Genomic DNA, 13512 nt, shown 5'->3' on the forward strand with positions numbered 1-13512 from the left:
AGTCCTCCCTTATTTCTTCTTACCAGCAATGGCCTTTGCAGGACCTTTGCGAGTACGAGCATTCGTTGATGTACGCTGACCACGAACGGGCAGGTTACGGCGGTGACGCAGGCCACGGTAGCAACCGAGGTCCATAAGACGCTTGATGTTCATCTGCGTCTCGCGGCGAAGGTCGCCTTCGACTTCGTAGGTTGCGTCGATGTGCTCACGAACAGCCAAGATCTCGGCGTCGGATAGCTCATTGATGCGGCGTGTTTCGTCAATCTTGACGGCTTCGCAGATTGCTTTGGCAGAGGCGGGGCCAATACCAGTGATATATGTGAGGGCGATCGGGACCCGTTTATGGGTCGGGATGTTAACGCCGGCAATACGTGCCACGTGGGAACTTCCTTCTTTGTTGCGGGTCCGTGGTTCCAGACCCTTTTTTCACAACATAAAGCCCTAGGCGATTTAGCCGAGGGCTTAAGCTGATCAGGTGATCTGCCAGAGCTACCCGATTCTGGCGGTTTGATTCTCGTTAGAGATGTGGGTGGTTAGGGCGTTTTAGGGAGAGGGTCAAGAGGTGCTTGGACCGTGGCTCGGTTACGCCTCCAAAACGCCCGCAATCTCTGCCTTTACACCGTCCATGCTGCCCAGGCCATCAACCCCCTTGAGCATACCCTTCGCGTGGTAATACCCGATCAACGGCGAGGTCTGTTTGTAATAGGCCATCAAACGGATCTTCAGGCTTTCGGCGTTGTCATCTGCACGGGCAGTCCCGCCAGCAGCGACTGCCTCAGCAGCGCGGCCAACGATGCGGTCAACCAAGACTTCGTCGTTCACCTGCAATTCGATCACATGATCAAGGGTCTCGCCCTGCTCTGCCATCAACTCGCCCAAAGCATCCGCTTGCGCCAAAGTGCGCGGGAAGCCGTCAAAGATGAAACCGCCGGCTTTATCGCCCTGCAACTTCTCGCGGATCAAACCGATCACGATTTCATCAGTAACCAAATCACCGCGCGCCATAACATCTGCTACGATCTTGCCCATCTCGGTGCCGCTGTCCTTGGCTTCGCGCAGCATGTCTCCAGTGCTTAATTGGATCATGCCCCGCTCTTCAACGAGCATTGCGGCTTGGGTTCCTTTGCCCGCTCCGGGTGGTCCTAGCAGAATAATATTTGTCATCGGCGAATTGGGCTCCGTTTCTTGCGTCCTTTGCCGCCCTTACCGCGCAGCTGTGATTTCTGGATCAAACCCTCATATTGATGCGCAAGCAAGTGGCTTTGTACCTGTTGGATCGTATCCATGGTAACGGAGACGACGATCAACACGGATGTACCACCGAAATAGAAGGGGATGGCGAACTGGCCGCGAATGACTTCGGGTAGCAAACAAACCAATGTCAGGTAGGCGGCGCCAAGTACCAGAATGCGGTTGACCACGAACTCCAGATACTCTGCCGTCTTCTTGCCGGGGCGCACACCGGGTACGAACCCGTTCTGGTTTTTGAGGTTATCCGCCACATCGTCGACTTTGAACGATACGTTGAACGTGTAGAAGTAGGTAAAGAACACGATCATCGCCGCGAAGAAGAGCAGATACAAAGGCTGGCCGGGGCCAAAGTAGGCCAGAAGCGTCGACATCACGGGCCCTGTAGAGTTGCCCGAGAATGTCGAAATAGTCGCCGGTAGCAGCAAGAGCGAGGATGCGAAGATGGCAGGGATGACGCCTGCGGGGTTCACTTTCACCGGCAGATGCGAGGAAGAACCTTCCTGTACGCGCATGCCAACCTGACGGCGCGGGTATTGGATATGGATTTTGCGCAATGCGCGCTCCATGAACACCACGAAGGCAATGGTGACGACCACCATCAAAATAACGCCAACGATTACCGCAGGGCCGATCGCGCCAGAGCGACCTTGTGCGAAGAACTGCGCCAAGGCGGCAGGTACTTCTGCAATGATGCCAACGAAGATGATCAGGGAAATACCGTTGCCGATGCCGCGCGCAGTGATCTGCTCACCGAGCCACATCAGGAACATCGTGCCGCCCACGAGCGTGATCAGGCAAGCGGTGCGGAAGAACAGTCCAGGCTCTGTCACCAGATCGCCCGCTTCCAGGCTGACTGAAAGGCCATAGGCCTGCAATGTCGCCAGCGCGACCGTGCCGTAGCGCGTGTACTGATTGATCTTTTTCTGGCCTTGCTGGCCTTCTTTCTTGAGCTGCTCAAGCTGCGGCACCATGGAGGTGAGCAGTTGAACGATAATTGACGCAGAAATATACGGCATGATGCCAAGGGCGAATATACCCATCCGGCCAAGCGCGCCGCCCGTAAACATGGAAACCATGCCGCCGATGCCCTGCCCCGCCGATTCCATAAATTCACGCAGCGCCGCACCGTCAATTCCGGGAACCGGAATAAACGTGCCCAGACGATACACGATCAACAGACCGAGCGTGAATAGGATACGATTGCGAAGGTCAGTGGCTTTACCAAGGGCGGACCAACTTGTGTTGGCGGCCATTTGTTCTGCTGCGGATACCATGAACGGCTCTCTTTTGAATGTAAAACGCCGCCAAAGCGTTCTCAGCTCAGGCGGCATTTAGGAAAACGTCTAGAGGTATGTAGTGGGGCAAGCGCCCCGTCACAACCTGTTATTCAGCCGCAACCGCTTTTGTGACCGTAAGTGAGCCACCGGCCTTTTCAACAGCCTCGACCGCGGACTTGGACGCACCGGTCACCGTGATGTTCAGCTTGGACGTCACTTCGCCCTTTGCCAGCACGCGGATACCGTCTTTGATGCGGCGCACAAGACCGGATGCTACGAGGGATTCCTCGGTGATCGCTGCTGTTGCGTCGATCTTGCCTGCGTCAACGAATTTCTGGATCAAACCAAGGTTAACGACAGAATGCGTCTTGGAATTGATGTTATTGAAGCCACGCTTGGGAAGGCGCTGATAGATCGGCATCTGGCCGCCTTCAAAACCTTTAATGGCTACACCCGAACGGGATTTTTGACCTTTGATACCACGTCCAGCAGTTTTACCCATGCCAGAGCCGGCACCACGGCCTACGCGCTTGCGTTTTTTCGTGGCACCTGGATTGTCGTGCAGTTCATTGAGTCTCATGTCGCTTCTCCTTTGCCGGATGCGACCCCCAGCGACGGGAGTGGCCGAACGCGGCGTGTGATTGATTCGTAAGTGGCACGGATTGCCACTCGGCGCGTATAGAGCGGCGATGAGGCTGGATCAAGGGGGGGCGCATTGTTAAAGAACCGCCGCCACGCGCTTTTCATTTGAAGTGCTCAATCAATGGCAGGATCGAAGCCCATAAGATACGCAAGTGGCGCGTGATCATCGGTCAGGACTTGCGCATTTTTTTGTTGCACGATCCCATCAATGAAGGCGCTGCCCAAGGCCTGAAAACGGGTCAGGTCAGGGGATCGCGCATCGATTACCGAAACTGCACTGTCAGAACCGCTCGCCAAAAGGACAAACACCCGCCGCTCGCCTGCTTGTGGTGGACGTGCATCCGTCCAGACCTCGACGCTTGGAAAGACATCGCGCAGCGTTACGACAACTGCTGCAAGCGCGTCCAGTCTATCCAGATTATCAAGCAGGTTCATCACAAAGACCCCGTCCGGCGACAAGCGGCGCGAAACCAGATCAAAAAACTGCCGCGTCACCAGATGTTCTGGCGCTGCGATGTCGGTAAACGCATCCCCGACGATGACGTCGAAGGTTTGAGTGCTCCGCCTCAAGGCCACGCGCGCATCTTCATGCAGAATTGTCGCGCTTGCAGGATCAAACCAGAATTGATCCACGGCAACTTCGGTGACCACCGGATCAATTTCTGCAATCGTTATGCCGCCAATACCTCGATCCGCCCAAGCGCGGGGCACAGAATACGTACCACCACCGATATGAAACGACGTGAAGTGCGCGGTGTCCATCCGCATGCGTGGCAAGGCATCCAGCATGGCTGCGTGCTCTGTAAACATGACGCGCGGGGCCTCTCGTGCGCTAATGCCATGGGCCAGATGATCCACGACCATCAAATTGACGGGATCATCGGGATTGTCTGAAACTGCGACAGTGCGAATGCAGTAATAGCTGCTTTCACGGTCACAAACAGGCGGCAGGCTCAATGCCCAAATGCCGGTGCCAAGCGCAACGCCTATCGCCAGAACCGGAGCGCGCGCTGCGTGGCCCTTGGCTTTTCCAAGGCGGAAACAAATCAGTGCTGCAATCACGTAAACGCAAGTTATCACAAGAAGCGTCTTCACAGAGCCGATCCACGGCACAAAGAGAAAGCCCGCAAGCAGCGTTCCAAAAATCGCACCGACCGCACCAGAGGCAAACATTGCGCCCAATGCCTGCTCGGAGCGTTTCCGATCGCGCATTGCCACGACTGTCAGAATTGGCGCAGGCACGCCCGCAAAGAGCGAAGGTAGAAAAAAGGCGAGGAAACTCAAAATCGTGATCGCCGCCAAAGGATGCGTGAAGGTCTCCACAACCGGACCCGCAAAAGCGCGCAAAAGCAGCGTGGCGCCAGCGGTGGTGCATGCGGCGGCAATCATGGTCCAGCCCGTAATGCGCAATGCGCGCTCTGTCGGCAGCGACGCGATTTTGCCGCCCCACCAATGCCCAACAGAAAAACCGGCAAGCACAACCGCGATAATAGATGTCCATGTGTAAAGGCTCATGCCTACATAGGGCGCAATCATCCGCCCCGCGACGATCTCGACAATCAGGCTCGAAGCTGAAATGCCAGCTTGCAGGAAGATCAGTAACCAAAGCGGAATAATCTTGGCGGTGTCATGTCCCGTCATCAAATCTGGCTCGCCCTTTTTAGTGTAAAACTCGTGAAAGGAAGTATCACGCAGCGCAAGAATAGATGCGCCGGTAAAGCCCTGCAACGGGCAGTTACGCAAACCCGCGAAACCGCCACTAAAATGCCCCCCGGCGTGCCCCTACCCCAACACCACTTTCGCCAAATAGACCCCGCCAAACAACACTGGCTGATGGATCAGATAGACCGCAAGGCTATGCTTGCCGGGCCATGAGATGAGCCGAACGCCCCTACGCGCAGGATCGAGCATCCCCGCAAGGCCGCCCCATGCGCCAAGCCGCGTGACAAGCTGCGCGAAAGACATGCCAAGAAGGAACACCCCAAACCAGGGGATAAGCGGAATGTAATCCACCATCGCAGGAAGCGGTTCAATCGTTGCGCCAAGCCAGAGCAAATATACGCTGTTCACAAACGGCCAACTCGCAGTGTGCGGCAGTGCAACAACAACTATACCAAAAAGCCCCGCCAGCCAAAAGCCGCGACGCAGAAACACAAGGCCAAGAATACTGGCGCAGAACAGGATATGCAGGATACCAAAGCGCACAAACGCACTGCCCATAGCGACATATGTGCCAAGCGACACGGCTATCGCAGCCGCCCCTATCATAGCCAAGCGTTTCAGATACTTGCCCCGATCCAGCGGGCCGCCTTGCGCCGCAAGGACAAGGCTTACGCCAGAGAGAAAGATGAAACTTCCCGCAATGGCTTGGGCAAAGAGCACCCATTCGCGGCTTGCTATCGTGCCGCGCGGGGCAAAGCCGAAAAGTTCCAAATCATAGGTGAAATGAAACACCACCATCGCAGCCAGCGCCGCCGTGCGCGCGATGTCGATCACTGCAATTCTCATCTGCGCACTCCCGCTGCTGCTACGTGTTGATAGCAGCCCTGTTGCGCGCGCGCGATGCGTTTTCAAATCCTTAACGCGCGGCGCGCTAAAACGAGGGCGAGCTCAAGAACGGTATGACCTTTGGATCACCGTCCTGTTTGGCACGCGGTCGACACCCGCGACAGGACGATCCCCCGGATATGGATGTCGAAGCACCGCTTCGATTGCGATTCTGGATCAGTTCTCGGCAGGCCTGCCACCCCGTTTCACCGCGCTCCGCGCCTCTCCCCTGCCCGCCTCTTCGGCGCGCGGGGCAAAAGCGCGCGCACTGCGTGCCTAGCCCAACTCGCCCGGCTTGTACCACGAGCCCATTTTGACTGTCGCCGCGTCACCGACCAGCTCTGCGAACACTGCCGGATCTTGCGTGCCGCCGTCGCGGCCACGGTAGTGGTAGGGATAAACGACTTTGGGCGCGAATTCCTTTACCGCATCTGCCGCAGCGCTGGCAGGCATGGTGAAGGGCAGGTTCATGCACACGAAGGCAAGATCTATATCTTTCAGCGCGCGCATCTCGGGAATGTCTTCGGTATCACCCGAGATGTAGAGGCTGAAATCACCTATGCTAAGCACATAGCCGTTGTCGCGCCCTTGAGGGTGGAATTTCTCCTTACCCGCCGTGGTGTTGTAAGCGGGGATCGCATCAATGCGCATCCCTTTGAAATCACTGCTTTCACCGTTGGCAAGCTGGCGCGCTCCGCCCCGCATTTCTTCGGAGAGTTTTCCAAAGACCGCCGGGTTCGTGATCATCGGCGCACCGCCAGCGCCAAGCGCTGCAAGCGTGTCCACATTGAAATGATCACCGTGTTCATGGGTGACGAGGATCAGGTCGGCCATGGGCTTGCCCTCGTATTCACCGACATCGCCGACCGGATCAACATAGATAACGCCCATCGGTGTTTCCAGAACCAAGGACGCGTGATGGATCGGATGCACCTTGAGCGGCCCCATGCCCGTCTCATACATATCACCCCCATGCCCTGCGGCGCGCGCGATGAAGGGCATGACGGTGATGCCCGCTGCCGCCGCTGCACCGGTCCCGAGAAAACTGCGCCGTGTGTATGTCATATGTTTGCTCCCTGTTTTCGTTCCAGAGATTAGAGTGCGTTGCGACGGGGGCAAATCACTTCGGCTTGATCGCGCCGAAACGCAAAACGCCCCCGGAGTGAACCAAGGGCGTTAGGTGCTGAGAACAGAGACCATGTTAACCACGATCCTTGCGCAAAATTCAGCCTTTTTCTTCGATGATCTCAACCATGTGAGAAATCTTGTTGACCATGCCGCGTACTGCTGGCGTGTCCTCAAGCTCACGTGTCTTGTGCATCTTGTTCAGGCCAAGACCGATAAGTGTCTGGCGCTGCTTTTCCGGGCGACGGATCGGGGAACCGATCTGCTTTACGACGATCGTTTTAGCCATGTCTCAGGTCTCCTTACGCGTCTGCGGCTTCGGCTGCTGCTGGAGCGGCCTCGCCTTTGTTCAGAATGTCGGCAACTTTCTTGCCACGGCGCTGAGCGACGGAGCGAGGGCTGCTTTCCTTGGTCAGACCGTTCATCGTAGCACGGATCATGTTGTAGGGGTTTTGCGAACCGATAGATTTCGCAACAACGTCCTGAACACCCAGCATTTCGAAGACGGCACGCATTGGTCCACCTGCGATAATACCAGTACCTTGCGGCGCGGTGCGCATGACAACTTTGCCAGCGCCGTGACGGCCCTCGACATCGTGGTGCAGCGTGCGGCCTTCACGAAGGGCAACGCGGATCATCTGACGCTTCGCTTGCTCTGTAGCTTTACGAATGGCCTCTGGGACCTCTTTCGCTTTACCTTTGCCAAAGCCTACGCGGCCTTTTTGATCGCCGACGACGACAAGTGCGGCGAAGCCAAAGCGCTTACCACCCTTAACGGTCTTGGAAACGCGGTTAATCGCAACCAAGCGATCGGCGAATTCCGGTGTCTCATCGCGGCGATTGCCACGGCGGTTGTCACGTTCTGCCATGTGGAGCAGTCCTTTTATGAGTGGAGCGCTATGCTCCTGAATTTCTGTCAACTCCGGTGGGCAAGTGCCCCCGAGTCATCGGAATGGCGCGCCACAACAGGCGCGCCACTCTCGTTTGGTTTAGATCTTCAAGCCACCTTCACGCGCGGCGTCGGCAACTGCCTTGACCTTACCGTGAAAGAGAAAGCCGCCGCGGTCGAAATATGCCTCGGTTACGCCAGCTTTCACCGCACGCTCTGCAATCGCGGTGCCGACTTTGGCCGCCGCTTCGACGTTGCTCTTGCCAATCACACCCAGCGCCTTCTCCAGAGTGGAGGCGGAGGCGAGTGTGACGCCGTTCACATCGTCGATCAGCTGAGCGCTGATGTTCTTGTTGCTGCGGTGTACCGAGAGACGCATGCGTCCCGCGTTTACCTTGCGCAGCTTGTTCCGGACGCGCAGACGGCGCTTCAGAAACAGTGTTCTTTTGCTGTTTGCCATTTGACTGGTCCTTACTTCTTCTTGCCTTCCTTACGGAAGATAAACTCGCCCTTGTAGCGAATGCCTTTGCCTTTATAGGGCTCTGGTCTACGCCACGCGCGGATGTCAGCGGCCACTTGGCCTACTTGCTGCTCATCAATGCCTTCGATGATGATTTCGGTCGGCTTCGGGACAGTCACTGTGACGCCCTCAGGGATTGCGAAATCGACGTCGTGAGACAGGCCGAGGTTCAGTTTCACTACATTACCAGCCAGTGCGGCACGATAACCAACGCCGTGGATCTCAAGCTCTTTCTTGGCACCGGTGGTGACACCGGTAACAAGATTTGCGATCCGCGTGCGGGACATGCCCCACTGCTGACGCGCGCGCTTGGAATTGCCGCGAGGCGTGACTTTGACAGCGTTTTCCTCAACTGTGAGGGTCACATCGTCAGTTGCGGTGAAGCTGCGGGAGCCTTTCGGCCCCTTTACTTCAACAGTCTGGCCGGAAACAGATGCAGAAACACCTGTAGGCAGGTCGACCGGTTTTTTACCAATACGAGACATTGCGCTTTCCTTAGAAGACTGTGCAGAGCACTTCGCCACCAACGTGGGCAGAGCGTGCAGCAGCATCCGACATCACACCTTTGGAGGTGGAGACAATCGACACACCAAGGCCCTGACGGACCACAGGAATGTCATTGGCGCTCATGTATACGCGACGACCGGGCTTGGAGACCCGTTTAATTTCGCGAATTACAGGAGTACCGTCGTAATACTTCAGGCTGATTTCGATGGCCGGATGGCCGTCTTCGCCTGTCGTCTTTTCGTAGCCACGAATGTAACCCTCGTCTGCGAGGACATCCAGAACCCAAGCACGCAGCTTGGACGCAGGCGTCATCACAGTGGATTTGCCGCGCATTTGTGCGTTGCGAATCCGTGTGAGCATATCGGCGATAGGATCAGTCATATCTTATCTCCTTACCAGCTCGACTTCACGAAGCCCGGCAACTGACCATGGGAGGCCAGGTCGCGCAGAGCAATACGGGAAACCTTGAGTTTACGATAATATGCGTGAGGACGACCCGTCAGCTGGCAACGGTTGTGCAGCCTTGTGGCCGAGCTGTTGCGCGGCAGTTTTGCAAGCTTAAGGCGAGCTGTAAAACGCTCTTCCATCGGCTTGGATTGGTCATTTGCGATTTCTTTCAAAGCGGCACGCTTGACGGCATATTTTGCCACCAGTGCTGCGCGCTTCTTTTCGCGTTCGATCATTGCTTTTTTAGCCATAACTCTCTCTCCCGCGCTTTAGCTGTTGAAGGGCATGTTGAAGTGCTTCAACAGTGCCTTGGCTTCAGCGTCGGTTGCAGAAGTGGTGGTGATGACGATGTCCATCCCCCACACTTCGTCCACTTTGTCGTACTCGATCTCCGGGAACACGATATGCTCTTTCATGCCCATGGCGTAGTTGCCACGGCCATCGAAGCTTTTGCCGGAAACACCGCGGAAGTCGCGGATACGCGGCATCGCGATGGTGATCAGACGATCGAGGAATTCATACATGCGATCGCCGCGCAGGGTCACTTTCGTGCCCAGTGGCATGTCTTCACGCACGCGGAAACCCGCAATGGACTTTTTCGCTACTGTGGTTACTGCCTTCTGGCCAGCGATCGCGCTCAGGTCTTCCTGTGCGGACTTGGCTTTCTTGCTGTCACGAACGGCTTCTGCACCGCACCCGATGTTCAGGACAATTTTGTCCAGACGCGGGATCTGCATGTCGTTCTTGTAACCGAACTCTTCCTTCATGGCTGCGCGGATAGTTCCGAGATACTCAGCCTTCAGGCGGGGTGTGTAATCGCTGGAATCAAGCATCAATCACGTCTCCCGTGGTTTTAGCGAAGCGCACTTTCTTGTCGCCTTCCATACGGAAGCCAACACGTGTCGCTTTGCCGTTAGCATCGATAAGAGACAGGTTGCTCAACTGGATTGGCATCGCTTTCGGGATGCGGCCACCTTGAGATGTCTGGCTCTGGCGCGTTGCGCGGATGGCGATGTTCACACCTTCCACGATGGCTTTACCGGACTTTGGATCAACAGAGCTGATTGTGCCCTCTTTACCCTTGTCTTTACCGGCAAGCACGACGATCTTGTCGCCTTTTTTCAACTTAGCAGCCATATCACAGCACCTCCGGCGCGAGCGAGATGATCTTCATGAAGTTCTTTGCGCGCAATTCACGAACGACTGGGCCAAAGATACGTGTACCCACTGGCTCGTTGTTGTTGTTCAGAATGACGGCGGCATTGCGATCAAAACGGATCACAGTCCCATCTTCACGAAATACTTCTTTGGCAGTGCGCACGACGACGGCTTTACGCACGTCACCTTTCTTTACGCGACCGCGCGGGATGGCTTCCTTAACGGATACGACGATAATGTCTCCAACGGAGGCATAACGACGCTTGGAACCACCCAGAACCTTAATGCACTGAACACGGCGAGCGCCGCTGTTGTCAGCTACATCCAGGTTTGTCTGCATCTGGATCATTTGGTTTCTCCGGACCTATGGGGCGGCGATGCGTGCCAGTCTCCCCAGGGTTTCACTTTCTAAAAAGCACCGGAAGCGTGGTTTACGCTTCCAGAACTTCCCAGCGTTTTGTCTTCGAGCGAGGCGCGCATTCGATAATCCGAACTTTGTCACCAACCTTGAAGGCATTCTGTTCATCGTGCGCCCGATACTTCTTGGACTTACGAATGGTCTTCTTCAGAACCGGATGCGTAAAGCGGCGCTCTACGGATACGGTAATTGTTTGTTCATTTGCGTCAGAAGTTACGACGCCGTTGAGAATACGCTTGGGCATATCGAGACTTCCTTATTCCGCAGCAGCCGCAGCTGCCTTTTGGTTGAGAATGGTTTTAACGCGAGCAACGTCGCGCTTGACACCGCGCATGCGCGCCGTGGATTCCATCGAGCCCGTAGCTTGCTGAAAGCGCAAGTTGAAGGCCTCTTTCTTGAGATTTTGCAGCTCTTCACGGAGCTGGTCGGGCGTCTTATCCCGCAGTTCGTTGGCGTTCATAGCCTATTCCTTTTTCAACATCACGGGTCAGCCGCTAGAGCGTGACTGATTCCTCCCGTGGAGGTCACTAGAAAGGGCCGTATAGGTGTGTTGGCTGGCCTTGGCAATAGCTTAGAACGCCCACAGATAAGGGCTTTGGCGATTGGCGTTTCCCGAGTTGTCTTTGTGCGCGGGCAGAACCTGTACTTCAGGGGAAGAATGCCGACACGTCGGCCACAATGCGGGTCAATGCCGCCAATTCTTTGCCATTGTTTCGAGATGCGCTGCAGATTGTGGCGTGATTATGAGGCAAACACCTCTGTTTAGCGCCGTTAACAGTTTCGTAATTGACCTGTGGTGCCCGCAAATGCGCGCATGAGAGTGATTTTTAACGAAAGGTTTTGGATATGTGGGTCGTCGCATTTATGGCAGCTTTGATGTTGGGGACGGTCATGAGCACAGAGAGCGAAGTGGTTGAAACCGACTCCGGTGATGAAACCGATGATATGGACGCCATGGGCGATGATGGCATGACGCCGGATCCTGTGACAGCGCTGATACCAGACGTGAGCGAAGATTTACCTGAAATCGAAATTGAAGACGGGGATGACGGCGATAGTAGCCCCGATCCAGAGGAAGAGGCCGATAGAGAGACGGACCCTGATCCCGCCGATGATCCTGTGGTTCCGGGCATTGAAGTGGTGAACACTGGCGGAGCTACGGTCTTGGGGAGCGAGGGGAATGACACGCTTTCGGGCGAGACTTTCGGAAGGATTACAGAGACTACAAACTCGACGATAATTAACCTGCTTGGCGGCGATGATGTCGCCGAGGTGGACTTTGGCAGTCTGTTCACAACAGGTGTTGACGGCGGCGACGGCAACGACACGATTACCGGAGCGACCATTCGCCCGCTTAGTCTCTCAGGCGGCGCGGGCGATGATGAATTGTCCAGCATTAGCGCAGGCTCAATACGCGGCGGTGACGGCGACGATATAATCAGCGCCGATTTGTCAGGCATGTTCGAAGAGGACGTCATGATTTCAGGGGGGCTTGGTGATGATATCATACGAGTTGCCACACAAATTCCGGGGACGTCGTCAACCACAGATGCTTTTGCAGGAAGTGCATTTGTGACTGGTGATGAAGGCATGGACCGTATCACACTGGAGCTTGAGCTTCGCGATACAGCGCTTGTTGTGGATGGGCCAACATCCATCACTTGGAACAGCAACATCACCATCGACGGTTTTGATGCGAGCGAAGATGTTCTGCAACTTGAAATCACCCGTCCCGAAGGCGCCGAGGACCGCGCAGCGCCCGTTCTTTCACTCGCGCGCGACGAAATTGGTACGGAACTGTTTGGTCCTTATACAGATGTCACAATGACATTCGCCGCAACAGCCACATCAACCGAAGTCGTAAGCGTTTTCCGAGTCTTTAGCGAAGAGGCGATCACGCTTGATGATATCGTGTTGGTCGAGGCCGCCGATCCAGCCGCTGCCGTCTAAAGTGATAAGCTATGCACGCCGCTCTGTGCGTGCATAGCTCGGATACGGTTTTCTTTTTCGTGCGTTCAAGTAAAGAGGCACGATGAAAACTCTGTCCCAAATCCCCCTCGCCCTGCTTGACGTCAACGAGGCCGCACGGCCCAAGATGCCGCCTATTGCAGGCGCGCGCGATGAAGATCGCCGTAAAGGCAGGCACCTTGCTGCCATCCACCGCCACTACCTTTCAGAAGTGGCGCAAATCGCGGCTATTTTGGAACGCATTAAAGCAGGGGACGCACCGCCCGGCGCACTGGCATCGATCGTGCTGCATTCCGACATGCGCAAGAATTTCGAAGTAGCGGGCACGCTGTGCGGCCATCAATGCGCCGTGCTCAAGATGCACCATGATATCGAAGAGAATTCGATGTTCCCCGCCCTTGCTGCGCAGGGTAACAGCGCGCTTGGCAAGGTGATCGACAAACTGCGTGCAGAGCACGCCGTAATCCACGAATTGCTAAGCCGCCTTGGCGCAAGCGCCGAAGCCTTGGCCACCGCGCCCGACGCTGCACAGTTTGATCAGGCGTTCGATGTGTTCTTCGCGCTGCGCCAAGCGGTACTTTCACACTTCAAATATGAAGAGCGCGAGCTGGAAGAGGCGATCGGTTTCTATCTGGATGGGAGTATCCGAAACTCTGTGTATGAGGCTCAGCCCATGCAGTTTTGACGGGTCACTTATTGAACCGTTCTGGGTATAGGATAGCGAACTGGTTTCGTGCGGCAACCCATTCTCTGACGCATCTGC

At 55.8% G+C, this 13512-nt stretch carries 20 protein-coding genes; 2 read left to right on the plus strand and 18 right to left on the minus strand.

Annotated features, from left to right (window positions below):
• Positions 1-9: 9 nt before the first annotated feature.
• The 18 genes from rpsM to rpmC form a co-directional block, all read right to left on the minus strand.
• Complete coding sequence (gene rpsM / locus B9P63_RS15055) at positions 10-378, minus strand: 30S ribosomal protein S13 (protein ID WP_085310274.1); 369 nt, start codon at positions 376-378, stop codon at positions 10-12.
• A 204-nt stretch (positions 379-582) separates the two neighbouring features.
• Positions 583-1164 (minus strand): adenylate kinase, encoded by a 582-nt coding sequence (locus B9P63_RS15060; protein ID WP_085310276.1) that lies wholly within the window; start codon positions 1162-1164, stop codon positions 583-585.
• The gene (gene secY, locus B9P63_RS15065; RefSeq protein ID WP_085310278.1) at positions 1161-2525 is read right to left on the minus strand and encodes a preprotein translocase subunit SecY; all 1365 of its coding nucleotides are present in this window, start codon (positions 2523-2525) and stop codon (positions 1161-1163) included. The genes B9P63_RS15060 and secY overlap by 4 nt, the downstream gene beginning before the upstream one ends.
• A gap of 109 nt (positions 2526-2634) precedes the next feature.
• On the minus strand, positions 2635-3108 hold the full coding sequence (gene rplO, locus B9P63_RS15070) for a 50S ribosomal protein L15 (protein ID WP_085310280.1): 474 nt from the start codon (positions 3106-3108) through the stop codon (positions 2635-2637).
• 176 nt (positions 3109-3284) lie between these two features.
• Positions 3285-4811, minus strand: coding sequence for a fused MFS/spermidine synthase (locus B9P63_RS15075; protein WP_085310328.1), 1527 nt, complete (start codon positions 4809-4811; stop codon positions 3285-3287).
• A 141-nt stretch (positions 4812-4952) separates the two neighbouring features.
• Positions 4953-5678: an acetyltransferase domain-containing protein gene (locus tag B9P63_RS15080; protein ID WP_085310282.1), complete on the minus strand. Its 726-nt coding sequence runs from the start codon at positions 5676-5678 to the stop codon at positions 4953-4955.
• A gap of 315 nt (positions 5679-5993) precedes the next feature.
• Entirely contained in the window at positions 5994-6782 is a 789-nt protein-coding gene (locus B9P63_RS15085; RefSeq protein WP_085310283.1) for an MBL fold metallo-hydrolase, read from the minus strand.
• A gap of 160 nt (positions 6783-6942) precedes the next feature.
• Entirely contained in the window at positions 6943-7131 is a 189-nt protein-coding gene (gene rpmD, locus B9P63_RS15090; protein ID WP_072630317.1) for a 50S ribosomal protein L30, read from the minus strand.
• Between the two features lie 13 nt (positions 7132-7144).
• On the minus strand, positions 7145-7711 hold the full coding sequence (rpsE, locus tag B9P63_RS15095; protein WP_085310285.1) for a 30S ribosomal protein S5: 567 nt from the start codon (positions 7709-7711) through the stop codon (positions 7145-7147).
• Between the two features lie 120 nt (positions 7712-7831).
• On the minus strand, positions 7832-8191 hold the full coding sequence (rplR, locus tag B9P63_RS15100; RefSeq protein ID WP_085310287.1) for a 50S ribosomal protein L18: 360 nt from the start codon (positions 8189-8191) through the stop codon (positions 7832-7834).
• Positions 8192-8202: 11 nt separating this feature from the next.
• Positions 8203-8736 (minus strand): 50S ribosomal protein L6, encoded by a 534-nt coding sequence (rplF, locus tag B9P63_RS15105; RefSeq protein WP_085310289.1) that lies wholly within the window; start codon positions 8734-8736, stop codon positions 8203-8205.
• A gap of 10 nt (positions 8737-8746) precedes the next feature.
• A complete protein-coding gene (gene rpsH / locus B9P63_RS15110; protein WP_085310291.1) occupies positions 8747-9139 on the minus strand; it encodes a 30S ribosomal protein S8 in 393 nt (130 codons plus the stop codon).
• Positions 9140-9150: 11 nt separating this feature from the next.
• Entirely contained in the window at positions 9151-9456 is a 306-nt protein-coding gene (gene rpsN / locus B9P63_RS15115) for a 30S ribosomal protein S14 (RefSeq protein ID WP_085310293.1), read from the minus strand.
• 18 nt (positions 9457-9474) lie between these two features.
• Positions 9475-10038 carry a 50S ribosomal protein L5 gene (gene rplE, locus B9P63_RS15120; RefSeq protein ID WP_085310295.1) on the minus strand — a complete coding sequence of 188 codons (564 nt, stop codon included), beginning with the start codon at positions 10036-10038 and terminating at the stop codon, positions 9475-9477.
• Positions 10031-10342, minus strand: a complete 312-nt coding sequence (rplX, locus tag B9P63_RS15125) for a 50S ribosomal protein L24 (RefSeq protein ID WP_085310297.1) — start codon at positions 10340-10342, stop codon at positions 10031-10033. The genes rplE and rplX overlap by 8 nt, the downstream gene beginning before the upstream one ends.
• 1 nt (position 10343) lies before the next feature.
• Entirely contained in the window at positions 10344-10712 is a 369-nt protein-coding gene (rplN, locus tag B9P63_RS15130; protein ID WP_072630310.1) for a 50S ribosomal protein L14, read from the minus strand.
• Between the two features lie 82 nt (positions 10713-10794).
• Entirely contained in the window at positions 10795-11025 is a 231-nt protein-coding gene (rpsQ, locus tag B9P63_RS15135) for a 30S ribosomal protein S17 (protein WP_085310299.1), read from the minus strand.
• A gap of 12 nt (positions 11026-11037) precedes the next feature.
• The gene (rpmC, locus tag B9P63_RS15140) at positions 11038-11241 is read right to left on the minus strand and encodes a 50S ribosomal protein L29 (RefSeq protein WP_085310301.1); all 204 of its coding nucleotides are present in this window, start codon (positions 11239-11241) and stop codon (positions 11038-11040) included.
• 431 nt (positions 11242-11672) lie between these two features.
• Between rpmC and B9P63_RS15145 the strand changes: the two genes are divergently transcribed.
• The gene (locus B9P63_RS15145) at positions 11673-12731 is read left to right on the plus strand and encodes a hypothetical protein (protein WP_139816271.1); all 1059 of its coding nucleotides are present in this window, start codon (positions 11673-11675) and stop codon (positions 12729-12731) included.
• Positions 12732-12813: 82 nt separating this feature from the next.
• A complete protein-coding gene (locus B9P63_RS15150; protein ID WP_085310305.1) occupies positions 12814-13434 on the plus strand; it encodes a hemerythrin domain-containing protein in 621 nt (206 codons plus the stop codon).
• Positions 13435-13512 lie beyond the last annotated feature (78 nt).

Source organism: Planktotalea arctica (genome assembly GCF_002105285.1).
Lineage (GTDB): Bacteria > Pseudomonadota > Alphaproteobacteria > Rhodobacterales > Rhodobacteraceae > Planktotalea > Planktotalea arctica.

Coding starts and splice junctions, on each gene's coding strand:
- rpsQ (WP_085310299.1), bottom strand. CDS start 11,025: ATGCCCAAGCGTATTCTCAACGGCGTCGTAACTTCTGACGCAAATGAA.
- rplN (WP_072630310.1), bottom strand. CDS start 10,712: ATGATCCAGATGCAGACAAACCTGGATGTAGCTGACAACAGCGGCGCT.
- rplX (WP_085310297.1), bottom strand. CDS start 10,342: ATGGCTGCTAAGTTGAAAAAAGGCGACAAGATCGTCGTGCTTGCCGGT.
- rpsE (WP_085310285.1), bottom strand. CDS start 7,711: ATGGCAGAACGTGACAACCGCCGTGGCAATCGCCGCGATGAGACACCG.
- rpsH (WP_085310291.1), bottom strand. CDS start 9,139: ATGACTGATCCTATCGCCGATATGCTCACACGGATTCGCAACGCACAA.
- rpmC (WP_085310301.1), bottom strand. CDS start 11,241: ATGAACGCCAACGAACTGCGGGATAAGACGCCCGACCAGCTCCGTGAA.
- rplE (WP_085310295.1), bottom strand. CDS start 10,038: ATGCTTGATTCCAGCGATTACACACCCCGCCTGAAGGCTGAGTATCTC.
- B9P63_RS15145 (WP_139816271.1), top strand. CDS start 11,673: ATGAGCACAGAGAGCGAAGTGGTTGAAACCGACTCCGGTGATGAAACC.
- rpmD (WP_072630317.1), bottom strand. CDS start 7,131: ATGGCTAAAACGATCGTCGTAAAGCAGATCGGTTCCCCGATCCGTCGC.
- B9P63_RS15080 (WP_085310282.1), bottom strand. CDS start 5,678: ATGAGAATTGCAGTGATCGACATCGCGCGCACGGCGGCGCTGGCTGCG.
- secY (WP_085310278.1), bottom strand. CDS start 2,525: ATGGTATCCGCAGCAGAACAAATGGCCGCCAACACAAGTTGGTCCGCC.
- B9P63_RS15075 (WP_085310328.1), bottom strand. CDS start 4,811: ATGACGGGACATGACACCGCCAAGATTATTCCGCTTTGGTTACTGATC.
- rplO (WP_085310280.1), bottom strand. CDS start 3,108: ATGAGACTCAATGAACTGCACGACAATCCAGGTGCCACGAAAAAACGC.
- B9P63_RS15150 (WP_085310305.1), top strand. CDS start 12,814: ATGAAAACTCTGTCCCAAATCCCCCTCGCCCTGCTTGACGTCAACGAG.
- rplF (WP_085310289.1), bottom strand. CDS start 8,736: ATGTCTCGTATTGGTAAAAAACCGGTCGACCTGCCTACAGGTGTTTCT.
- rpsN (WP_085310293.1), bottom strand. CDS start 9,456: ATGGCTAAAAAAGCAATGATCGAACGCGAAAAGAAGCGCGCAGCACTG.
- B9P63_RS15060 (WP_085310276.1), bottom strand. CDS start 1,164: ATGACAAATATTATTCTGCTAGGACCACCCGGAGCGGGCAAAGGAACC.
- rplR (WP_085310287.1), bottom strand. CDS start 8,191: ATGGCAAACAGCAAAAGAACACTGTTTCTGAAGCGCCGTCTGCGCGTC.
- B9P63_RS15085 (WP_085310283.1), bottom strand. CDS start 6,782: ATGACATACACACGGCGCAGTTTTCTCGGGACCGGTGCAGCGGCGGCA.